We start from the raw sequence: 22,599 nt of genomic DNA, 5'->3' as shown, positions 1-22,599 counted from the left end.
CATCAAAAAAACCGCTCCAGCGAGGGAGCGGTCGAAGTGTGTCGTCATGCGCGCAACATCAAACGAAGATTTCCTCCGGCTTGATGCAGCTTTGAAAGTCATTCCTTCCAGCTGGCGTTCCAGCTGGATTCGGCAGAGCTTTCACGCGCAGTTGCATAAACGCACAATCCCACTTTCCTACGCTGGCATAACCCAGATCAGGTTCAAAGGGACCAAAGCATTATGCTTTATCTCAGCCATGACGGCGCCCCTAGTGGATATCCTTGTTAGACTATAACGTTATGCGAAGAAGGGTGTCAACCCTATATTTAACATCCACATGCAAAATAGGACCAACTACATGCCGCTTTCCTTCATCAGCTTCACCCAGCGATCTGCCGTGTGCCGCCATGTGAAGGTCTGCTCGACTCGCTCTCTGCTGCGCTTGCCCAGCTTCTGCCGCAGCTGCTTATCCCGCAGCAGCAGATGCAGCTTTTCCCTCAGCTCCGTTTCAACGCGCGCTTGATTGACCAGATAGCCGGTCTCGCCGCTTCGGATAATCTCCTTCATTCCGCCGGCACGCGTAGCTATGACTGGAACGCCGCAGGACATCGCCTCCACATTGACGAGCCCGAATGCTTCCCTCTGCCCGGATGGAACGACCGCTACATCCGCTACCAGCATCCAGCCCGGCACCTCGGTATGCGGCACATAAGGCACGAACCGAACATGGCCTGGACATTTGCGCCCGAGTCTTTCAAGCATCCGCGCATACGCAGTTTTGCGATGCGAGCCATAAAACGGACTGCCGACGATGACGACAACAAGCTCGGGATGGCTCTTCACAAGCTGCGGGACAATTTTCAGCAAATGGTGTACGCCTTTAAGCGGAATGAGCCTTCCCATAAACAGCACCACTTTTTTACCGGTCAGACCTCTTTTTTTGCGCAAGCTCTCCCTTTTTGCAGCGCCTTCAGCGGAATACTGTGATGGAAAGCGTACCGTATCGACCCCTGGGTAAATGACTCGCATCTTAGATGAGACCTCGGGCACTTTGGACACGACGATTCGCCTAATAAACTCGCTATTCACAATGATTTTATCAGCAGCCTGCAAGCATTGGTGCAGCTTGGCAGGTGAGATATGATTCGGGGAAATAAAAGTGGAGGAATGCAAATAAAGCCAGACTCGTTTGCCTGGATTCATTTGCTTCATGGTCAGCACATATTGCGGACGGTTCTCCACGTCAATGACATGAGGAGAAAACCGCTGCACCGCGCGCCCAACATCATGAATATATCGCTGCTTGCTGCCGGCTGGAAACCGTTCACAAACAACACCTTTAAAATGTCCCTGACGGGGCAGCTTTTTGCTTAATTTTCCATAAATACGCGGCTCTGCATAAGGCATCAGCAATGGGGCGAATTTCTCAACCACCCGCTCAACCGAGCTGCTTCCTTGTGACGGAATTGGAAACGAGCCTGGGGTGACAATCGCTACTTTAATTGGTGCCATCTCTTCGGATGCCTCCTACATGATCTGCTTATTTTGCAGTATCATACGCTCCTAGAAATGTTTTTGACACGGCCCCTACACAGCCTAAAGCTTGAACTTCATTTGGAATAATCCTGCCTTGCGTGCCGCCATGTATATAATAACGACTAAGGGTCCAATAAATACGCCGATTACGCCAACCAGCTTGAAGCCCACATATAAGCTGATGAGCGCGGACAACGCCCCGATTCCGACGGAATCGCTAAGAATTTTCGGCTCCACGATGCGGCGGAACACTGTAATAACGAGGAAGAGCACGATAAGCCCGACACCCACATACATATTGCCTGTAAGCAACAAATAACTTCCCCAAGGGACAAGCACTGAGCCTGTTCCAAGAATCGGCATAATATCAACGATGATGATAAGCAATGCGATCGCCAGCGGATACTTCACATTAAGCACCAGCAAGCCGAGCAACGAAATAATGTATGTAAGAGCACTCAAAATAAACTGCGAGCGCAGAAAGCCGAAAATCGACTTTTTGAGATTGTTAAGCAAATCATTTACTTGCGGCTGCGACTTCTCTTCAAACAATGACAGGACGGTCTCCTTCATCGTATTCAGACTGAAGCTCATCATATATACCGCCACCAAGAAAACGATAAAGAAGATAAACATGCCAGGAATGCTGGAAGCGAACGCAATAACGGAATTAGACAAGGTGCCTACCATTTTGGTCAGCGTGCTCGTTAATCCCATTAGCCAGTTTTCCAGCGTTTCAATCGCATCGGGCGGAAAATTTTGATATAGCGATTGCACCTGCACCATAAGATCGTCAACCATTTCATTCGCATTTTCAAAATAGTTCGGCACTTTTTTGAAGAAAGCGATAAGCTCAGCTACAACTTTGACGCCAAGCAGCGCGATTAAGCCTATGAGAATAATTGTGAACAAGCTGCTTGATATCGTAGCCGCCACTAGCCGATTCATTCGAAACTTATTCATAAACATCTGATTAAGCGGCTCTAGAAAAATAGCTACAACAAGCGCGAGCAAGAACGGCGCTCCAACTGTAAAAAACAAGTAGAGCAGCAGCAATCCTAACCCGATAAATATGATTGTCTTGATCGACAACAGCTTCTCCTCCTCTCTCTTATTCTATATGTGTATTAATTCTCTATTAAGCCTAGCCTGAATAAATGGCTCTCCTGCACGCTAGTCGATTACCGCGCCGCGCTCATGGAAATCAACAGCCTTATAGTACATATCCTTAACGAGTAAATTCGGTCCGCAGCATGCTGCAGCGGGACAATGGCAATTCACGCTTTGGGCAAGTGAATGACCGAGCCATTTATCGAATAAATCCTCCAGCTTCGAGGTGCCAATGTTGCCAAAAGCAGGAACGTCGGAGAAATCTGTTACGAATACATCGCCTGAAAACAAATTGACGTTTAACCGATTGCGGCCGTCCGGATCGTTGCGAATCGTCACATTCGGCTCTTCCGTTAATCTTCTCAGCAGCTTGCGCTCGAGAGGGTTGTCGCTGCATTGGTAGAATGGCAGCGTTCCGAACAGCATCCAGATCGATTTGTCTCTCGCCTTCAGCAGCCTATCGATAGCCTCCAGCATTTGCCCGCGAGTAAGCACCGGCAAATCCTTCGCGAAGGAGCTTGGATACATCGGATGAACCTCATGCCGCTGACAGCCCATTTCCACGATCAGCTTATGGATTTCGTCGATTTTGTCATATGTTCTGTAATTGATCATCGATTCCGCAGAAACGAGTACGCCGGTCTCGCTGAGACGACGCGTATTGTCGATCATTCTTGCGTAAAGCTTGGTTGCTGCCTCTAGCGATACGTGATGCCCTGCTTTAGCAAATCCGATTTGGTGAAAATCTTCCGGAGACGTATAGTTAAATGAAATGTGCATAACGTCGAGATAAGGGGCAAGCTGCTCATAACGGCTATAAGGAAGCGTTACATTCGAGTTGATTTGAGAGCGAATGCCGCGGCTTCGGGCATATTGAAGCAGCGGTACCATATAGTCGCGTACCGTTCGATCAGAGAAGGAGGGCTCACCGCCTGTAATGCTGATCGTCTCTAAATGCTCCACTTCGTCCAGTCGGTCCAGCATCTGCTTAAGCGGCAGCTTGGCGGGTTCGGACATTACGAGTGTATCACCAACGGCGCAATGCTCGCACCGCATATTGCAGAGGTTCGAAACGGTCATTTCCACGCTTGTCAAACGATGTCTTCCATATTGCTGCAGCGAACGAATGGGATCCCACGGATCATTCATTGGCGATAATGCGGATAGCGGTCTACCCGTTTGTTGCAAATCTATTGTATTCATTTTCTTCAGCACCTGACTTATTATCTGGAATGAAACATTCTTGCTTTATTGTAATGCGAGGTTGCGAAGGAAGCAAATAAAACGAAGAAAAAGAAGAAAAAAGGAGCCCTCGGCTCCCCATGCTCAAAATCATTTAAATACCAGAGGCATGCTGTACATCAGTAGAGTCATCATTCACGCTTACGATCATCATCGTCAGCTGCTTCGACAAATCAACTTCATACGGGCTTGCAAGCTCTTCCCCAGCTTCATTATACAAAATGCGAACAATCGGCCTATGCGGATAAGAGTGATTAAGATCCGCGACAATACCCGATACGCCCGATTGCAGCTTAACCGTTATCCCGATTGGATAAATAGCGACCTTATCACGGAACAGCTGAACCATTTTTTGCTCATAGAGTGTTCCCGTTCCCGCGTACAACCGCTCAATCGCATCATGGGGAAGCATTGGCGAGCTATAGACCCGGTTTGTTGTCATCGCATCGTACGAATCAACAAGTCCGATCCACTTTGCATAATCATGAATCTCATTGCCCTTGATTCCGCGCGGATAACCGCTTCCGTCAATCCGCTCATGATGCTGGAAAGCACAGTGGGCTACCAGCAGCGGAAGGTTAGGCTCATCCTTCAATAGCTCGTAACCGATTTTGGCATGCTGCTTCATCGCCTCGAACTCCTCTTTCGAGAGGGATCCGGGCTTTCTTAGTACATCGATCGCAATTTGTGTTTTGCCGATATCATGCAGAAGCGCGCCCATGCCAAGCGTCGTAAGCTCATCCTTCGAGTATCCGTTCGACATGCCTAGCAGCGTCGTATAGACGCAAACATTCAAGGAATGCTGATACAAATAATGATCGACGGAGCTCATGTCCATCAGCATGATCATGGCGTCCTGGTGGCTAGATAGATCATCGATGATCATACTCATCATTTGCTTGAATGGCTGGGCGATGTAAGGATAGGTGACGCCCTTCTTCCGCTTCGGGCGATCCATCATCTCACGGAAACTTGTGCGAATTTCTTTGAGAGAGGACTTTAACGTTTCCTCGCTGATTAAGGAAGGCAGTACAATATCTTCCGTTCTCGGATCTGAAATATACACATATTGAATCCCGCATTGCTCCAAGCGGGAAATTAGACGATCAGACAACTCTATGTTTTCGCCAAGAAGGACGAGACCCTCCTGAGAAAATATTTTTTTGGCAAGCTTCATACCTGGCCTGCATTTCGCAATTGGCAACAAACGCATTTTCTCGGTCCTTCCCCATAAAAAAATATGCTAACTATTACATCGGAAAAAGCCGTTCGTAATGTTAATGTACGAGAAAAACGAGAAAACCGCAACCATTTTATACTATTTTTTCGACAAATTTTGTCGAAAAAGACAATGAATTTACTATTTCGTTACATCATTCCACCGCATTTGACGGCATTCGGCAATAGCGGAAAAATCTTGAAGCTGTTCGGCAATGACGTCTCGAATAAATTCAGGCAAATAATAGGTGGATTGAATGGCGTTGGCCAATGACACATAACCTGCCTTAAAGCTGAACATATCAATCGTGCCAAGCATATAAATCCGTTCATCTTCAAGCGGAGCCCCGTTTACAGCTGCTTGGATGAGCCTGTTCATTGGAGGCCTTGTTGAATCATAAGTGACGGTCAAGCCAGCAATGGCAAGCATGCCAAGCACTTCGCCGCGAAAGCCATAGCCTTTGATTGGCTTGTGTATAAATTCAGGCAGGAGCGATTGCTCCAGCGCTGTCCTTATGTCTGCTCCTGCGATCGTCATTTTGCATGGATTGATCGGCGACGGGCAGAGAGCATGCAATTCGCCTGCTGTCACGTCTCCATGCGCGAGGCCGCCAAGCAATTGACCCGCATTGACGATGCCAATCTCGGCATCCGCCCAGCGCCGCAAGCCAGCGGCTAGCAGGTTGGTGAGCGGCGATTCCCGGTCAATTCTGGCAGGCAGCGGTTCTGTAAGGTGCGCGACCACCCGGCTCAGTCGCTGCTGGCCCGAATTGCGATAGCTGCTAATGATGGCGGAAGCATCTGGATGCTCCTCAAAAGCGGACGTAGGCACGCACGCAGCGCGGAACTGAGGACGGGCAGATACCGAGTCGAACCCGATTTCTACCCGTCCGATGTACTCCCCGAACTTGCCGGCTGCGCAAATGGTCGTGTCGCCGATGACAATCGGTTCTTCTAATAAATGATGGGTATGCGCTCCCAAAATGAGATCGATACCCAGCTGCTTCTCCGCTATTAGACGATCCGAGGTTATGCCAAGATGAGACATCACGACCAAAACATCAACATGCTCTCTCAGCTTGAGAGCCTGCGCCTTCAACTCTTCAAAGGGATCTGAAACATGCCAGCCAAGCAGCGAATAAAAATCATTGTAAGCTGCAGTCACGCCTATGATCCCGATCCGCAGTCCATTTTTATCAATGATCGTGCTCGGAAGCAGCCAATCAGGTCGCTCGCCAGTTGCCGAATCGCGCATATTGGCACACACGACTGCAAAATTCGCGCGATTAACGTATGCGTCTGCTATCGTTTGAAAGGAATAAGTAAGTCCTTCATTATTGCCAAGAGTAATGACTTCATAGCCTGCATCATTCAACAGTTCTACATTTACGATTCCATCGCTGCCTTCCGTTTCTATCCGCATCCGATCCATATGATCGCCACAGTCGACGGTTAACACTTGGTCGCTGCCGTAGGTCCGCCGCTCCTCCGCGATGAAGGAAGCTATTTTGGCGGCATGCTCCAGACGGCTATGTATATCATTGCTATGAAGGAGCACTACCCGTGTATGAAAGTTGTCTGTCAAATTCATGCACGCCTCCTCATTGCTTCGTCTAAGCGCCGCAAAGTCGCTTTATCTGTTCTTACGCAATTCATCAGCAGAAAATGTATGCTTAAATCCATAAGTCGCTTCTTCTTGTTCAATTCCTGTATGATTCTCTATCTTAAGCTTGACAATACTTTTCACATTTAAGCATTTGCTGCTTCCGTTAGGCACATAAAGACGAATAGGCCCTGTCTTCTTCAAGGGCTCGCCGTCTAGCTGAAATAATACAGCGGCTTGATCAAGCTGCTCCCAAGGGATCTTAGCTTCAAAAGTATCCGCAGCCTCAACAATCAAATGAGTGGGCTTGATTGCTGCCCCAGCACCGCCAGCATGCCGGAGCCACCCCGAATACCAGCTATGCCAATCAAACGCTTCTCCTGCCGTCTCTGGCACTCTATCCGCTATTGAAAAGCTTGCTCCTGCAACTTTAGCCATCTCGGCTGGGCTTGTCATAGACAAGCCCAGCTCAAAATGCTCGATTATGATCTCTTGCATCGGTATTCTTCAGCCCCCTATTTGCGACATGCGTCTCTCCGTTGGCATGTGAGATAGAACGCCATCCGCCAGCTTTGCCGCCATCTCATGATTTTCCGGCTTGATATCCATCGCTCTAAGCAGCAAGCGCTGCATTTCTTCAGGATGGCCGAAGGCATGCTTCACATTCAATTCATCCACCCAATAAAGGCATGGCTTAATTGAACCGTCAGCCGTTAAGCGCAGCCGATTGCAGTTGCTGCAGAAATGATCGCTTATCGGGTGAATGAGTCCGAATGAACCTCGTCCGCCCTCCATTTGCCAGTCGTCGGAAGGTCCGTTGCCGTGCACATTAGGCCCGCGGCTAATCGCATAACCCTCTTGCTCCGCTACTTCCAGTACGCGGGAAAGCGGCAAATAATGCTTTTTCCAATTTTCATCGGCATGACCAATCGGCATATATTCTATAAATCTGACATGCATCGGCTGCTCGTAGGCAAGCTTAAGAAATGCGGCAATTTCGTCTTCGTTGACTTCCTTTAGAAGCACGCAGTTCAGCTTGATTGGATCGAATCCTGCTGCTGCAGCTGCTTCGATTCCCTCCATCACTCGTTTTAATTCTCCACGTCTCGCAATAAAGCGAAATCTAGCAGAGTCTAACGTATCCAAACTTATATTAACGCGATTCAAGCCTGCTGCTCGAAGCGCTTCTGCTTGCTTGGCCAGAAAAATAGCATTGGTCGTTAATGCAATATCACGAATGCCGGAAATGGCAGATAATCGGCTAATCAAGCCGTCCAAACCAGGGCGAATCAGAGGTTCTCCGCCCGTAATGCGCAGCTTTGTAATGCCAAGCGCCGCACCGGCTTCGACCACCTCTACAATTTGATCGTAGGATAACAGATTTTCAGATTCCGTGAATTCCATTCCTTCCTCAGGCATGCAATACAAGCATCGCAAATTACATCGATCGGTTACTGAAATCCGCAAATAATCGTGTACCCGTCCAAAACGATCCGTCAATGTCGGCATGAATCTCACTTCCTTTCTGTCTACGTATCAGCATAACATTTTTTTTAGATTTATGATATTCTATAAACAGCTTTGAGCCTAAATGATGAGAGGTTTTATACCATGAAATATAGTTGGTCAATCAAACTATTTGCCGGTCTTCCCGAGCGTCTCGGAGTCCCGTCCATAACGCTGCAATCCGGTGTTGATCGGATGAGTGCAGCCGAGCTGAAAGCTGCCATTTCTGCTGAATTTGCAGATCATAAAGCATTAATTCATATTTCGTTTATTGCCCGAAACCATGCCTACGCATCCGAGGATACGATTCTGCATGCATCGGATGAGCTTGCTCTGCTTCCCCCAGTCTCCGGCGGTGAGGAGCAGCAGAAGCCTGTCCGAGATGCTGCTCCGCGATTTGTCGTAACTTCCGGAGTCATTAGCACAGATGATGTGCTTGCTAAAGTTATTGTGCCTGAGCACGGCGCTGCCATCGCTTTCGTTGGAACAACGCGCGAATGGACGCATGGTCAGCGTACAGTCAGGCTGGAATATGAGGCCTACGCTCCAATGGCCGTTGCGACCATGCAGCAAATCGGCGATGAAATCGCTGAGCGCTGGCAAGGCGCTCTGTGTGCGATCAGCCACCGCATTGGAGTAGTCGGTTTAGCGGAGACCAGCGTCGTTATCGCGGTATCGTCACCACATCGAGATAGCTGCTATGAGGCGAGCAGATATGCCATTGAACGTCTAAAACAGATCGTGCCTATATGGAAAAAAGAGATTTGGGAGGACGGCTCCGAGTGGAAGGGTCATCAGCTCGGACCTTGGAACCCTACTGAACAGTTATCCGATTTTTAACGTAATTATGACTTCATGAAGCTCTTAAGGAGATTAATTGAGATGAAACAACCAAATAAAGAAGGCCAGGAAACAACAGTCTCCCCAGCATCAGCTTCTTCAAGCGCTGCTCGCTATGCAAGGCAAATCCGGTTCACGCCAGTTGGAGAACAAGGACAGCAGCAGCTTGCAGGCAGTCGCGCAGCTGTTGTTGGAATGGGAGCACTTGGCTCCGTCATCGCTCAGCATCTCGTAAGATCAGGCGTCGGATACGTTCGAATTATAGACCGGGACATTATTGAATGGAGCAATCTGCAAAGACAGATGCTTTATACGGAGCAGGACGTGCTCGCTCTTCTCCCCAAAGCGGAGGCTGCCGCCGCACATTTGCGAGCGATTAACAGCTCCGTTGCGGTTGAGCCCGTCGTAGCCGATTTGACAGCAGTAAATGCCGAGAAATTGCTTGAAGATGTTGATGTCATTATTGACGGCAGCGACAACTTTTCCGTAAGATATCTTATTAATGATTATAGTGTGAAAAATAGCATTGCCTGGATTTACGGCGGAGCTGTCGGCGCGTCGGGCATGACGATGACAATTCTCCCAAATGAGTCGGATTCGCCCTGCTATCGTTGCCTGTTTAATGACCCGCCCCCGCCTGGTACGACCGACACATGCGAAACCGCTGGCGTCATATCGCCGATCGTAGATATTATTGGATCCGTACAATCAACTGAGGCGATCAAGCTGCTCTCTGGAAACAGGAAATCGCTGCATCGAACGCTATTTCAGGTCGATCTTTGGAACCATGCTTGGATGCCTGTATCGGTTGCCAATGCGAAGCGCAGTGATTGTCTTTGCTGCGGTGAGAAGCAATTCGAATTTCTCGATGCGCATTTCTCTGAACAAGCGGCAGCATCCCTTTGCGGCCGCCATTCCGTGCAAATTACACCTAATCAAACCGCCGCGCTTAATTTGGATGAGCTATCCATCAGGCTGATGCCAATTGGCACCGTGACGAGAAATCGTTTCTTACTGCGCATTGCTCTTTCGGATACTTTGACTTTTGTCCTATTCAGCGATGGCCGTGCTATCGTTCAAGGTACCGATGATTCGATAAAAGCAAGATCAATTTATGCGGAAATATTAGGTATTTAGTCTCAAACTTAAAATCCTCATATTGCCAATCCATTCATTCATTGCTACTATTGTAGGTACATTAGTTACTACAATTAATCGAGGTGTCTTGATGAGAGTTCATGTAACAGAATTAATCAATGGAGACCGATTAAGCAATGATACATTTAACAACTATGGACTTCATGTACTCTCCAAAGGAACTACCGTAACGGAGCAAGAAATATCAAGATTATTTCAACATCAAATTGAATATGTCAATATCGAGAATAGAGCCAGCGAAGAAGCCTCGCCCCGTACGCTAGAATCTACAGTGAATCCAAGATGGCTGCCTACCATGCAGCCAATGTACGAAAACGCTGTCAAAAACTTTGAAGGACTGTTCGCGAAAGCACTGAATCAAGGTAAAATCGACGAGGAAGAAGTATCGTCCATGCTTGATCCTTTACTCGAAAATCTTCAATTAGAACGTGATGTTGTATCTATGCTTCTGCTGCTCAACACCAAGGACGACTACACTTACCAGCATTCCGTGCAGGTAGGCATGCTCTCCTACTACTTAGCCACTTGGATCGGTTATTCTAATGAAGAATCCATTCAAATCGGCAAAGCAGGCTTCCTTCACGATATTGGTAAATGCCGTATCCCAGAAGTCATCTTAAATAAACCTGGTCGGCTAACTGATGAAGAATACGAGGCAGTGAAAAAGCATACGATCTACGGTCATGATATTATTTCGAGTTCCATCAACGAGCCATACATAGCGATTGGCGCGCTGCAGCACCATGAACGAAATGACAGCTCTGGATACCCTCACGGCTTAAGCGGCGACGAGATCCATCCTGTATCCAAAATCATATCTGTTGTCGATATTTACAGTGCTATGATCTCTCAGCGTGTCTATCAGCAGAAACGCGACTTGTTGTTCGTACTCAAGGAACTGTACCGTCTGAGCTTCAACGAGCTTGATCCTTTAACGACACATACGTTCATCAAGCACATGATGCCTAATTTCATCGGCAAGCGTGTTGAGCTGGTAAGCGGTGAGATCGGTATTATTGTCATGACCCACCCAACCGAATTTTTCCGCCCGCTCATTCAAGTTGACGATCAATTCATTGACATGTCAATTGAGCGTGAATACGAAATACAGCAAGTGCATCTATAAGCAGCATCACAAAAAAAACCCTCAACTCTGAGTTATACGCAGTTGTGGGTCTTTCTTTTTTCAGCGTGCTTAACCGAGAAACAATATGTGTTCATTTTATGATGATCCTATCTATCAGTCCAGCTACAGGGGTGACTCTAACGATTGGTCTTGGGCAGTTTACCAATTGAGCTCAAAATTTATGTAATGTACCATTTCCTTCTTACGTCATTGCCATGCAATACTTGAACAAAAAAGAACCCGAGATTAAAATCTTAGGATTAGATGGGCTTTACAGCGTTTTTAACATATGTAAATTAAAGGAATTTTTGCTATGAAACTACATATTTTACCCAGGCAAAATTCAGACGCAAAAAAGGGCTAGACGGTATCATGCGATTTCTCGATCCCGTTTAGCCCTTGATACATCTACGTTTTTATTAACCGATAGAACCTTCCATTTCGAACTTGATCAAACGGTTCATCTCTACCGCGTATTCCATCGGCAGCTCTTTCGTGAACGGCTCGATGAAGCCCATTACGATCATTTGCGTTGCTTCCGCTTCGCTTAAACCACGGCTCATGAGGTAGAATAATTGATCCTCGGAAACCTTCGATACGGTTGCTTCATGCTCAAGCGTGATGTTGTCGTTCAAAATCTCGTTGTAAGGAATCGTATCTGAAGTCGATTCATTATCAAGGATGAGCGTATCACATTTGATGTTCGCTTTCGCGCCGTCAGAGTTGCGTCCGAACGATGCAAGACCGCGATACGTTACTTTACCGCCGTGTTTACTAATCGACTTCGAAATAATCGTCGAGCTCGTGTCTGGTGCAAGGTGAGTCATTTTAGCGCCTGCATCCTGATGCTGACCTTTACCGGCAACGGCAATCGACAATACCATGCCTTTTGCGCCACGACCGCGTAGAACAACTGCTGGGTACTTCATCGTCAGCTTGGAGCCGATGTTTCCATCTACCCATTCCATCGTTGCGTTCTCATCAGCTACTGCACGTTTTGTAACGAGGTTATAAATGTTCGGTGCCCAGTTTTGAATCGTCGTGTAACGAACGCGGGCATTTTTCTTAACCAAAATTTCAACGACTGCGCTGTGCAGCGAGTTCGTGCTGTATACCGGAGCCGTACAGCCTTCAACATAGTGAACCGAGCTGTCTTCATCAGCAATGATGAGCGTACGCTCGAATTGACCCATGTTCTCGGAGTTGATACGGAAGTAGGCTTGCAATGGAATTTCACATTTTACGCCTTTTGGCACATAGATAAAGCTGCCGCCCGACCATACCGCACTGTTTAGCGCTGCGAATTTATTATCATTCGGAGGAATAATCGTTCCGAAATATTCTTTCAACAGATCAGGATACTCGCGAAGCGCTGTATCGGTATCCGTAAAAATAACGCCCTGCTTCTCTAGATCCTCTTGCATGCTGTGGTAAACGACCTCGGACTCATATTGAGCCGATACGCCGGCAAGAAACTTTTGCTCAGCTTCTGGAATACCCAGCTTGTCGAACGTTTCTTTGATCTCGGAAGGAACTTCCTCCCAAGTCTTGCCTTGCTTGTCGGAAGCACGAACATAATATTGGATGTCGTCAAAATCAAGCTCATCCATGTTGCCGCCCCATTTAGGCATAGGCATTTTGAAAAACTGCTCCAATGATTTCAAGCGGAAATCAAGCATCCACTGCGGCTCGTTTTTAATTTCGGAAATCGTACGAACGATTTCTTCCGTTAATCCTTTGCCTGATTCGAATACGGCTTTGTGCTCGTCACGGAAACCATACTTATAATCTTCCATTTCCGGCATTGATTTAGCCATGGTCATTCACGCTCCTCATAAATCTAGATTAATGTGATTCTTGCTGCTGTTCGATCCCTTTGCGCAAGGCATTCCATGCAAGTGTCGCGCATTTGATACGTGCAGGAAACTTATTCACTCCTGAAAGTGCATCCAATTCCTCATATTCATCAAATTCAACCGGTTCGCCTTTCATAAGTGCCGAAAATTTCTCAGCCATAGCGAGCGCCTCGTCAAATGATTTCCCTTTTACCGCCTCTGTCATCATCGATGCAGAGCTCATGCTGATCGAACAGCCTTCACCGCTATATTTCGCATCAGCTACTTTGCCGTCTACAACTTGAAGCTGTAGCGAAATGCGATCACCGCAGGTTGGGTTGTTCAGGTTGATCGTAACCGATTCTTCATTCATCGTACCGCGATTTCTAGGGTTTTTATAATGATCCATAATTACTCTGCGATATAAATCATCCAATTGCATGACCGAAGAACTCCTTCGTTTGTAGTAATGCATCGGCTAAGCGGTCAATGTCATTTTCCGTATTATATAGATAAAAGCTAGCTCTTGCCGTTGCCGATACATTCAGCCATCGCATAAGCGGCTGGCAGCAATGATGGCCTGCGCGCACCGCGATACCTTTGGAATCCAGAACGGTTGCAACGTCATGCGGATGTACATCCTCCAAATTAAAGGTTACGAGTCCGACACGATTTTCTTTAGGCCCGTACAAGGTTATTCCATCAAGCGACGACAGCTTCTCGTAAGCATACGTTGCCAAACGTCTCTCATGCTGATCGATTTCATCCAGTCCGATTTCTTGCAAAAAGTCGATTGCTGCTCCTAGGCCGACAGCACCCGCAATAATGGGAGTACCGCCTTCGAAGCGATAAGGAATCTCTTTCCACGTGGATTCATATAGATCTACAAAATCGATCATTTCGCCGCCATACTCAATCGGCTCCATGTTGTTAAGAAGCGATTTCTTGCCATACAATGCGCCGATGCCCGTAGGACCACACATTTTATGTCCGGAAAACGCATAAAAATCGACGTCCAAATCCTGTAGGTCAATCTTCATATGCGGTGTGCTTTGCGCACCGTCAACAACCATAATTGCGCCATTGCGGTGAGCGATTTGCGTAATTTCCTTGATCGGATTAATAAGGCCAAGCACGTTCGATACGTAAGTGACCGAGACCACCTTCGTTTGCGGCGTGATCGTTTTCTCTACATCCTCAAGCGAGATCGTACCGTCAGGCTGCATTGGAATATATTTCAACGTTGCGCCAGTCGCTTTAGCCGCTTGCTGCCAAGGAATCAAGTTACTATGATGCTCCATTGGCGTGATAACAATCTCATCGCCTTCTTTGCACACCGAGCGTGCGTAGCTGGAAGCAACCAAGTTCAGACCCGTCGTCGTTCCGCGTGTAAAGATGATTTGCTCAGGCGCTCCCGCGTTCAGCAATTTCGCTACCTTCTCACGCGCTCCCTCATAGGCATCAGTCGCCCTGGAACCAAGTGTATGCACACCGCGATGAACGTTCGCGTTATCCAGCTCATAGTACCGTTTAACCGCATCAATGACGGAGCGCGGCTTCTGCGAAGATGCCGCGCTGTCTAGATAAACGAGCGGGTGCCCGTTTATTTCTTGATGCAATATCGGGAACTGCTCCCGAATCGCATTTATATTCATCCCTCTAGCTTCCTTTCGAGCAAACGCTGAAGCTGCCCGCGTACCGCCTCGACCGGAATTTCCGATACGACCGGAGCCAAAAAGCCATAAATAATCAATCGTTCAGCGTCCTGCTTAGATATACCGCGTGACATCAGGTAATAGACCTGCTCCGGGTTAACTTGCCCTACGCTTGCCGCATGACCGGCAGTTACATCATCTTCATCAATAAGCAAAATCGGATTGGCGTCGCCGCGCGCTTTCGGGCTAAGCATAAGAACCTTCTCGGTTTGCACGCCGTTCGCTTTCGTTGCGCCATGCTCGATTTTTGTAATGCCGTTAATGATCGCTGAAGCGGAATCCTTCATTACGGCGCGGGTTACCATGTTGCTGTCGGAGCTTTTGCCAAAGTGAACAGCTTGCGTTGTCAAGCTGTTTTGCTGGGCGTTTTTGCCGACGCTTATAACTTTCGCATCCGAAGTAGAGCCAGTGCCCTTCAGAATCGATTTCGTATCCGACAACGTGTTGCCGTCATTTAGATCGCCAATGATCCATTCCATTTGACCGTCGTTTTCAATGATGGAACGACGGATCGACATATCAACGCCGGTCTCGCCCATATGATGAATAGAGCTGAAACGAACGTGTGCGCCTGGCTTCACGAATATTTCTACGATGGATGGATGTACGAACGGAGCGCTGCTTGCGCCTGGCTCGGAAACAACACAATCCACGTAAGTCACTCGGCTATTATTATCTGCAACAATGAGAATATGCGGAGCAAACGTCGCTTCAGCATTGTCGTTGTAGAAAATAGCTTGAAGCGGAAGCTCTACTTCAACATTCTTCGGAACGTATATGAATACGCCGCCGTTCCATAGTGCAGCATGCAGTGCTGTCAGCTTGTCTTCGTCCTTAGCAACCGCTTGGAACAAATATTTTTGAACGAGATCGCCATGCTCCTTGCATGCCGTCTCCAAATCGGTGAAAATAACGCCTTTGCTTGCATATTCGCTTGAGAACTGATTCCATACCGTTCCGGAATTGCGTTGTACAAGCAAATTTTCAGTTCCTTCTGTAATCAATTCACGGACAACCTCTGGAAGGTTGCTAATTGCGCCAACTGATGTTGGCTGCTCATAGGTGCCGACTGCGTTTAAATTCCAACGTTCAATCCGAACCTTCTCCGGCTTCGGCCAACCGAGTGTTCCGGCTAGCTCAGCCGCTTCTCCACGTAGTTCAACGAGCCAATTCGGCTCGCCTTTGCTGCGTGCCAGCGCTTCAGCAGCTTGACGGTTGGCAGGCGTCGATAGTTGTGTACTCATTCGTAATGCCCCCTTCTTTCGCTTAGGCCTGGCCGACCGTTTCATCTACTATGCCAAGTTCTTCTTTAACCCAATCATAACCTTCGTTTTCCAAACGCTCTGCAAGCTCAGGACCACCTGATTTAACAATGCGGCCTTGCATCATAACGTGTACGAAATCCGGTGTAATATAGTTAAGCAAACGCTGATAGTGAGTAATGATAAGGAAGCCGCGATCTTCCGAACGCATAGCGTTTACGCCTTGCGATACGATACGAAGCGCATCGATGTCAAGACCGGAATCGATCTCATCAAGAACAACGATTTTTGGATCAAGGAGCATCATTTGCAAAATTTCATTGCGTTTTTTCTCGCCGCCGGAGAAGCCTTCATTCAAGTAACGGTGAGCGAACTCAGCGTTCATTTCGAGTTCCTTCATCTTGCTTTCCATTTGACGAATAAACTTGATCAGCGAAATTTCGTTGCCTTCGCCGCGGCGTGCATTTAGCGCGCTGCGCAAAAAGTCGGAATTTGTTACGCCTGGAATCTCGCTTGGATATTGCATGGCTAGAAACAAACCAGCAAGGGCACGCTCGTCAACGCCCATTTCAAGAATGTCTTCACCGTTCAATACAGCTTTGCCTTCTGTTACTTCATATTTAGGATGTCCCATCAAGGCGGATGCCAGCGTAGATTTACCTGTTCCGTTAGGGCCCATGATCGCGTGAATTTCTCCACCTTTAATATCAAGGTTAATTCCTTTTAAAATCTCTTTTCCGTCGATAGCCGCTTTCAGGCCTTCGATGACAAAATGCGTTGCCATAATATGCTGATCCCTCCAAGGTTGGTTTAATTCGCTCTGCCACGTCTACATAGATTTACACTTTCTATATAGAGTGATTCTCAATGATTCTCAATAATCATTTTAATATAGTTTTTGTTATAAATCAATGCGAGATGCCCTGTTTCGCTGAATATGTCTCTTTTTAGAAGAGAAAATTGGTTGAAATTCGTGTATGTATTCCCTATATTTCAAAGCAAAAAGAGGATAACTAATCTAGATGCAGGGTCGCATGTTCACCAAAGCTTTGAATTATGCAAGTGCCAGCTTGATTTTCTGAACCTCAGCTTCAAATTTCTCCGCATCCAGTACAGGGATCAGCGCAGGAACAGCAAACTCATCTTCCAGTCTTACCCAAGATTTGCATCCGTTATAAGCAGCACGCATAGGTATTTCTATTGGCTCCGCCAAGCGGTATACTCGAAGAAGCAATACATGAAGCGGCTTGGTTCGCTTCCATCGCAATCTTTCCTCGGCAAATGTATCCGTCCATATATGCAAATCGCGCAAACGATCCAGCGTTTCCTGATCGGTTATTTCAATGTCTAGGATGACCTCGGCATACGATTCAAGCTTGATCGTCTCCAATTCCAATGACCAATCCGCAAGTGTCTCGTCCATATCATCGGCGAATTGTTCCTTCAATAGATGCTTTTTCTGGTGCTCGTAAGCGGGCATTAAATAGAAGTTCGGGCTGATCAATTGAAAATCACGCGTTTCTTCAATGATCCCGCCTTTGCGCATTACGATAATTTGCTTCCCTTCTGCTAGCGCCTTTACGCTTACAGCCCACTCCTTCAAAGCGATTGGCTGTTCCTTATTTGATGATGTCATCATGCTTCCTCCATCCAACTTGTCTATAATTGATAACATTATATCAAACGAAGGTATTCCAAGGCGAAATAATATCCATTATACTATGTTGAGATGAATACTGGGCATTGCTGCCCAACTACTATGAACCGGAGGTGGACAGCCATGTCTGCATATCAACCATTAACTGAACAAGAAGCCGTTCAAATAGCGCTTTCGCTTGACGGGTTTTTCCCGGAGGGTGCTACTTTAACGAGTCGTGAAATTGGCGACGGCAATTTAAATTTGGTTTTCCACATCACTGACTCTGCCAGCGGCAAAAGCCTGATTATGAAGCAAGCCTTGCCTTATGCTAAAGTTGTAGGTGAGTCGTGGCCGCTTACGCTTGATCGCGCGCGTATCGAGAGCGAGAAGCTTATTTTGGAGGGCGAGCTTGCTCCTGGTCTCGTTCCTGCTGTTTACAAGTATGACCCAGAGCTCTACCTTACGATCATGGAGGATCTTAGCGATCATATTATTATGCGGCAAGGGCTGATCGGCGGGACACGCTATCCGAAATTTGCGGACGATATTTCTACGTTTATCGCCCGCACGTTATTTTTCACCTCCGATCTCGGGCTGAACCAGCAGGAAAAGAAGCTTCGCGTGAAAGCCTTTATTAATCCGGAGCTGTGCAAAATAACGGAAGACCTTATTTTTGACGACCCTTATACGGACTCGCCAAACAACAGCTTTGATCCAGCTATACGGGACGCTGCTGAAGCGCTATGGCAGGATCAAGAGCTTCATTTGGAAGTGGCTATACTGCGCGACAAATTTTTGACGAACGCACAAGCGCTGCTTCATGGAGACCTTCATACGGGTAGTGTATTTGTAACGCCGGAATCCACAAAGGTCATCGATCCTGAATTTGCCTACTACGGGCCAATCGGCTTCGATATCGGCGCGGTTATCGCGAACCTGCTCCTTAATTTTGCCGGCCAAGAGCATTGGATTGCCGATTCGGACAAGCGCAGCGACTTCCGCCGTTATTTAACGGACACTGTACGCGATGTATGGCAATTATTTGATCAAAAGTTCCGTGCATTATGGAATGAGCAAGGGGTAGACCGCATTGCTTCTTCTACGCCAGCCTATCAGGACTATTACATGAATCGCTTGCTTCAAGATGCTATCGGCTTTGCCGGCTGCAAAATCGTTCGCCGCATCGTCGGTTTATCGCATGTCGTTGACATTGACCGCATTCCAGATGCAGCCGCACGCGAGCGGGCACAACGATTAGCGCTTGAGATTGGAACATCGCTTATTCGCATCAACCGCAAGGCGCAGTCCATTGAAGAAGTAATCGATGCTGCCTTAACGGCAGCAAGCAAATGAGTGAAGATAGAGAGGAATTAACATCATGACAACAAATTACGCTGGCTTGCAATCGGTTATTTGGACCGAAGGCAGGCTTGATCTGCTAGACCAACGGCTGCTGCCTGAGGAAATCGTATATTTGCCCTTAACTACGGCAGAGGATGTATGGGAAGCCATTCGCCATCTAAAAGTTCGGGGAGCGCCGGCTATCGGGATTTCAGCCGCATACGGAGTCGTTCTCGGCAGCCGCGATGAGCAGTCACTGGACGGTTGGCTCGCGCAAGTGCGCAAACAAGCAGAGTACTTGGCTACATCGCGGCCTACCGCGGTTAACCTGTTCTGGGCGCTTGATCGCATGAAGGCCGCTGCCGCTGCTCTCATTGAGCAGGGCTTGTCTCTTGAAGAGAGCAAAGCCGCTTTGTTAACGGAAGCAATTGCTATTCAAAGTGAAGATGAAGAGACGAACCGATTGATCGGCGAGCACGCACTCTCACTGTTCAAGGACGATATGGGCGTGCTTACTCACTGCAACGCCGGCGGTCTCGCGACTGCCAAATACGGAACGGCGCTCGCACCGTTCTACCTAGCTCTTGAGCGCGGCATTACGCTTCGCGTATACGCGGATGAGACTCGACCTGTCCTGCAAGGAGCTCGATTGACTGCATTTGAATTACAGCAGGCTGGCGTAGATGTGACGCTCATTTGCGATAATATGGCGGGTATGATTATGGCTAAAGGCTGGGTCGATGCGGTTATCGTCGGCACCGACCGCGTTGCCGCAAACGGCGATGTCGCCAACAAAATCGGAACCTACAGCGTTGCTGTCCTGGCGAAGGCTCACGGCATTCCATTCTATGTGGCAAGCCCGCTGTCAACGATCGATTTGGGGACGCCTACCGGCGCAGAAATTCCGATCGAAGAACGCAATGCAGAAGAAATAACGGAAGGCTTCGGCAAACGTACCGCTCCGCAAGGGATCAAGGTATTCAATCCTGCCTTCGACGTAACGCCAAATGAATATGTAACAGCGATTATTACTGAAAAAGGTATCGTGCAAGCTCCATACGATGTCAATCTGCGCAAGCTTTTCGAATAAATAAGAAACAAGTGAAAGCCCTGATCAGAAGCACGTGGCAACCAAATTGCCGCAAAGCTGATTAGGGCTTTATTTCGTTCTTTTATACCATTAGCTTTAATGCTTCCGAGCCCGTCATTCCAACTACGATGCCCTTTGCCTCTGCTGTGTGGGTGACTGATTCCAATGGGGCTGCCATCAGTTCCTCCAGCGTTCGTACGCCAACAGCACGGCCGGCCAAAATTTCCCTGTCCTTAAGCTTCTCATTCAACAGAGAGACATCAAGCGCACCGCACATAATATATCCTTTGTCCGTCATAATGGCTAGCAAAGTTGTTTTGGGCAGCTTCACTTCAACGCCAAGAACGGTTTCCCCATTCTCCAGTGTAAAAGGAACCATTCGCATCATATAGGATCCACCCCCTTCGGTACATGAATAAGAGGCATTGCTTTGCAACAACAGTATATGCAAAAATAATTTGTACAGTGTTGGTTGAATGCTCATTAAAATGATGATTGTAGGGGGAAATCACACATGCGGTCACAAATTTATAAATGAATCTATCTGCTCTGCCAGCTCTTGTTGGATATTGTGTCACATGGCTATACGTATCCAACGTAATCCCTATCTTCGAATGACCAAGCCGCTCAGAAATAAGTTTCACATTTACATTTTTTTCGATAAGCATTGTGGCATGAGTGTGTCGCAGAGTCTGTAAAGTACTTTGAGTAAGCTACTATTTCTATTAAAATAGAGTAAGTGATCGTGACCGTCAGGGGGAGTTTGAACCCTTATTCATGAAGAAGCATCAGTCGAATGTGACTGGTATAGAAGACCAAATTGTAGCCCTTTACACACGCAGGGCATATACGCGGTCGTGTTTTTGGATGCCATTCACTTCAAAGTGAAGCAGGACAGTTTATCGGTTCGAGGAAATCTGGGATACGAAATATCCGCTCATTATCCGTTCCTGGCGTAATAATTGGGACGAGCTGGCGACCTTTTTTAAGTATCCGCCTGAGATTCTTAAACTCATCTAAACTACTAACATCTTCGTAAATTCATCTACACTACTAACATCATTGAGAGCTGCCATCGTCAACTTCGCATAGTAACGAAAGCAAAGAGTATCTCCGATGAGGCCTTCTCAAAATGCTCTATTTCTCCACAATGGACGTCATTCGCAAGTGGACAAGTCGTGTCCAGAACTGAGGGCAGATACTTCTTCAACTCTCCGTTTTATTTCCGGATAGGGTTTGACAGCATCTACGTTAAGAGGGAAATCCCCCTCGGGGGGCACCTTAAAAAAGAGTTTACACAAAATTATTAACAGACCTCTATTGTCGGGATCAAACTTACAAGGCATCCGGCTCTACTTCTAATGTTACCTTCTAAAAGGGCCCTTGTTTATAAGAACATACTTTCTCTTTTTTTCCACAAATAGTAAATCCATCATTATTGCTATTCTAATTCTTTGACATAAAGATTTGTTTCATTACCGATGATCGTTACAGCCGTTTCTTTATATGTCCATCCAAGTCTTTCGAAAAATCCATCTAGGTTTGTCGATACATACAATTTTTCATATCCCATTGTTAAAGCTTCTTCGAGCATATAGTTATGCATATAAGATCCAATTCCCATATTTCTTTTATCTTCTACTACAAACATATTCGCAATCCAGGGGGTATACTTATTTTCTTTAATCATACTATCACTTAATAATGCTATGGTACCAACCGGTTTTTCATCTAAAAGCGCTATAAGGATCATTGGAATATCAAATTTATTATTTTTATTCAAAGTTACATGTGTACAGTATTTAGATAATAATTCACTTGTTTGGTTTGGGATCAACCATTTTTTTATAAGTTCCAAGTCATCTAGTCGATACGCTAAGTTATCAATTCTAAGGAACAATATTGTAACCTCCATTAAGTAAGTTCGTTCGTCATAAATAGAAAACTAAAAATGAGTAAAATAATTAAACTACTTCCATCGGATACAGCAATAATGGAGTTTGAATGAAATGGATTTCCTCCACGAGACTGTATATTATGAATTTCCCTCCAATCAATTATCTTTATGTAAGCATATACTCCACCAAATAATAATAGTTGTACGACAAAAGAAAATAGTATTGCTTGCATTATTGTGCATTTCAAAGATTTCACTCCATATATAATTTATCTATTTTATATACCTATAATTTACCAATTTTTATGTGTCTCTAAAGTTATCATATTCGCCAAAATCTTAGTATTCCCTTTAAATCGCAATAGTAATTGATTAACCTGAATTTCGAAAGTGAAATCTTATAAAAACGTAAAAAAGTGCCCTGATCTTTGGTAGAATGGTGTTTGTCTAGAACACATCACCCAAAAGAGAGGAGCACCTTTATGGTGAAGTTTATCAC

The 22,599-nt window shown here is 46.7% G+C and carries 20 protein-coding genes, 2 pseudogenes and 1 riboswitch; of the genes and pseudogenes, 6 read left to right on the top strand and 16 right to left on the bottom strand.

Annotated features, from left to right (window positions below):
• Positions 1-157: 157 nt before the first annotated feature.
• Positions 158-262: riboswitch (TPP riboswitch) on the bottom strand.
• Between the two features lie 74 nt (positions 263-336).
• The 7 genes from AC2TDN_RS10480 to moaA form a co-directional block, all read right to left on the bottom strand.
• Positions 337-1,494 carry a glycosyltransferase family 4 protein gene (locus AC2TDN_RS10480; protein WP_482068051.1) on the bottom strand — a complete coding sequence of 386 codons (1,158 nt, stop codon included), beginning with the start codon at positions 1,492-1,494 and terminating at the stop codon, positions 337-339.
• Between the two features lie 84 nt (positions 1,495-1,578).
• Positions 1,579-2,610: a sporulation integral membrane protein YtvI gene (gene ytvI / locus AC2TDN_RS10475; protein WP_484687922.1), complete on the bottom strand. Its 1,032-nt coding sequence runs from the start codon at positions 2,608-2,610 to the stop codon at positions 1,579-1,581.
• An 81-nt stretch (positions 2,611-2,691) separates the two neighbouring features.
• A complete protein-coding gene (yfkAB, locus tag AC2TDN_RS10470) occupies positions 2,692-3,831 on the bottom strand; it encodes a radical SAM/CxCxxxxC motif protein YfkAB (protein WP_484687921.1) in 1,140 nt (379 codons plus the stop codon).
• A 133-nt stretch (positions 3,832-3,964) separates the two neighbouring features.
• Complete coding sequence (locus tag AC2TDN_RS10465) at positions 3,965-5,083, bottom strand: HD-GYP domain-containing protein (RefSeq protein ID WP_482068048.1); 1,119 nt, start codon at positions 5,081-5,083, stop codon at positions 3,965-3,967.
• Positions 5,084-5,230: 147 nt separating this feature from the next.
• Complete coding sequence (locus tag AC2TDN_RS10460; protein WP_484687920.1) at positions 5,231-6,679, bottom strand: bifunctional metallophosphatase/5'-nucleotidase; 1,449 nt, start codon at positions 6,677-6,679, stop codon at positions 5,231-5,233.
• 42 nt (positions 6,680-6,721) lie between these two features.
• On the bottom strand, positions 6,722-7,189 hold the full coding sequence (locus tag AC2TDN_RS10455) for a hypothetical protein (RefSeq protein WP_484687919.1): 468 nt from the start codon (positions 7,187-7,189) through the stop codon (positions 6,722-6,724).
• 9 nt (positions 7,190-7,198) lie between these two features.
• Positions 7,199-8,200: a GTP 3',8-cyclase MoaA gene (gene moaA / locus AC2TDN_RS10450; RefSeq protein WP_484687918.1), complete on the bottom strand. Its 1,002-nt coding sequence runs from the start codon at positions 8,198-8,200 to the stop codon at positions 7,199-7,201.
• A gap of 102 nt (positions 8,201-8,302) precedes the next feature.
• Between moaA and AC2TDN_RS10445 the strand changes: the two genes are divergently transcribed.
• The 3 genes from AC2TDN_RS10445 to AC2TDN_RS10435 all read left to right on the top strand — a co-directional run bounded on the left by AC2TDN_RS10445 (position 8,303) and on the right by AC2TDN_RS10435 (position 11,321).
• Entirely contained in the window at positions 8,303-9,037 is a 735-nt protein-coding gene (locus tag AC2TDN_RS10445; RefSeq protein WP_484687917.1) for a molybdenum cofactor biosynthesis protein, read from the top strand.
• Between the two features lie 42 nt (positions 9,038-9,079).
• Positions 9,080-10,174 (top strand): ThiF family adenylyltransferase, encoded by a 1,095-nt coding sequence (locus AC2TDN_RS10440; RefSeq protein WP_484687916.1) that lies wholly within the window; start codon positions 9,080-9,082, stop codon positions 10,172-10,174.
• A 91-nt stretch (positions 10,175-10,265) separates the two neighbouring features.
• Complete coding sequence (locus AC2TDN_RS10435; RefSeq protein ID WP_482068042.1) at positions 10,266-11,321, top strand: HD-GYP domain-containing protein; 1,056 nt, start codon at positions 10,266-10,268, stop codon at positions 11,319-11,321.
• A 419-nt stretch (positions 11,322-11,740) separates the two neighbouring features.
• Here AC2TDN_RS10435 and sufB read toward each other — a convergent pair whose 3' ends face one another.
• The 6 genes from sufB to AC2TDN_RS10405 form a co-directional block, all read right to left on the bottom strand.
• Positions 11,741-13,138, bottom strand: a complete 1,398-nt coding sequence (gene sufB / locus AC2TDN_RS10430) for a Fe-S cluster assembly protein SufB (RefSeq protein ID WP_482068040.1) — start codon at positions 13,136-13,138, stop codon at positions 11,741-11,743.
• A gap of 28 nt (positions 13,139-13,166) precedes the next feature.
• On the bottom strand, positions 13,167-13,598 hold the full coding sequence (gene sufU / locus AC2TDN_RS10425; RefSeq protein ID WP_482068039.1) for a Fe-S cluster assembly sulfur transfer protein SufU: 432 nt from the start codon (positions 13,596-13,598) through the stop codon (positions 13,167-13,169).
• Positions 13,585-14,811, bottom strand: a complete 1,227-nt coding sequence (locus tag AC2TDN_RS10420; RefSeq protein ID WP_484687915.1) for a cysteine desulfurase — start codon at positions 14,809-14,811, stop codon at positions 13,585-13,587. Before AC2TDN_RS10420 ends, sufU begins: the two co-directional genes overlap by 14 nt.
• Entirely contained in the window at positions 14,808-16,115 is a 1,308-nt protein-coding gene (gene sufD, locus AC2TDN_RS10415) for a Fe-S cluster assembly protein SufD (RefSeq protein WP_482068037.1), read from the bottom strand. The genes AC2TDN_RS10420 and sufD overlap by 4 nt, the downstream gene beginning before the upstream one ends.
• A gap of 22 nt (positions 16,116-16,137) precedes the next feature.
• Positions 16,138-16,917 (bottom strand): Fe-S cluster assembly ATPase SufC, encoded by a 780-nt coding sequence (gene sufC / locus AC2TDN_RS10410; RefSeq protein WP_482068036.1) that lies wholly within the window; start codon positions 16,915-16,917, stop codon positions 16,138-16,140.
• Positions 16,918-17,187: 270 nt separating this feature from the next.
• Positions 17,188-17,769 carry a DUF1802 family protein gene (locus AC2TDN_RS10405; RefSeq protein ID WP_484687914.1) on the bottom strand — a complete coding sequence of 194 codons (582 nt, stop codon included), beginning with the start codon at positions 17,767-17,769 and terminating at the stop codon, positions 17,188-17,190.
• A 144-nt stretch (positions 17,770-17,913) separates the two neighbouring features.
• Here AC2TDN_RS10405 and mtnK point away from each other — a divergent pair, with 144 nt between their 5' ends.
• Together mtnK and mtnA are read left to right on the top strand one after the other, a co-directional pair.
• On the top strand, positions 17,914-19,125 hold the full coding sequence (gene mtnK / locus AC2TDN_RS10400; RefSeq protein WP_484687913.1) for an S-methyl-5-thioribose kinase: 1,212 nt from the start codon (positions 17,914-17,916) through the stop codon (positions 19,123-19,125).
• 25 nt (positions 19,126-19,150) lie between these two features.
• Positions 19,151-20,203: an S-methyl-5-thioribose-1-phosphate isomerase gene (gene mtnA, locus AC2TDN_RS10395; RefSeq protein WP_484687912.1), complete on the top strand. Its 1,053-nt coding sequence runs from the start codon at positions 19,151-19,153 to the stop codon at positions 20,201-20,203.
• Between the two features lie 82 nt (positions 20,204-20,285).
• Here the strand turns inward: mtnA and AC2TDN_RS10390 are convergent, their stop codons facing one another.
• Both AC2TDN_RS10390 and AC2TDN_RS10385 read right to left on the bottom strand, forming a co-directional pair.
• Entirely contained in the window at positions 20,286-20,591 is a 306-nt protein-coding gene (locus AC2TDN_RS10390; RefSeq protein ID WP_482068032.1) for a YunC family protein, read from the bottom strand.
• 132 nt (positions 20,592-20,723) lie between these two features.
• Positions 20,724-20,892: pseudogene (locus AC2TDN_RS10385) on the bottom strand (tyrosine-type recombinase/integrase); the annotation flags it as partial.
• Between the two features lie 214 nt (positions 20,893-21,106).
• Here AC2TDN_RS10385 and AC2TDN_RS10380 point away from each other — a divergent pair.
• Positions 21,107-21,392, top strand: a pseudogene (locus tag AC2TDN_RS10380) (transposase); the annotation flags it as partial.
• 252 nt (positions 21,393-21,644) lie between these two features.
• On the opposite strand, the gene AC2TDN_RS10375 reads toward AC2TDN_RS10380, so the two are convergent.
• The gene (locus AC2TDN_RS10375; protein WP_484687911.1) at positions 21,645-22,103 is read right to left on the bottom strand and encodes a GNAT family N-acetyltransferase; all 459 of its coding nucleotides are present in this window, start codon (positions 22,101-22,103) and stop codon (positions 21,645-21,647) included.
• Between the last annotated feature and the right edge of the window lie 496 nt (positions 22,104-22,599).

This window comes from Paenibacillus sp. Y660 (assembly GCF_057221575.1).
Note: the sequence above shows the minus strand (reverse complement) of the source record. Positions and strands in the feature narration are given on the sequence as shown.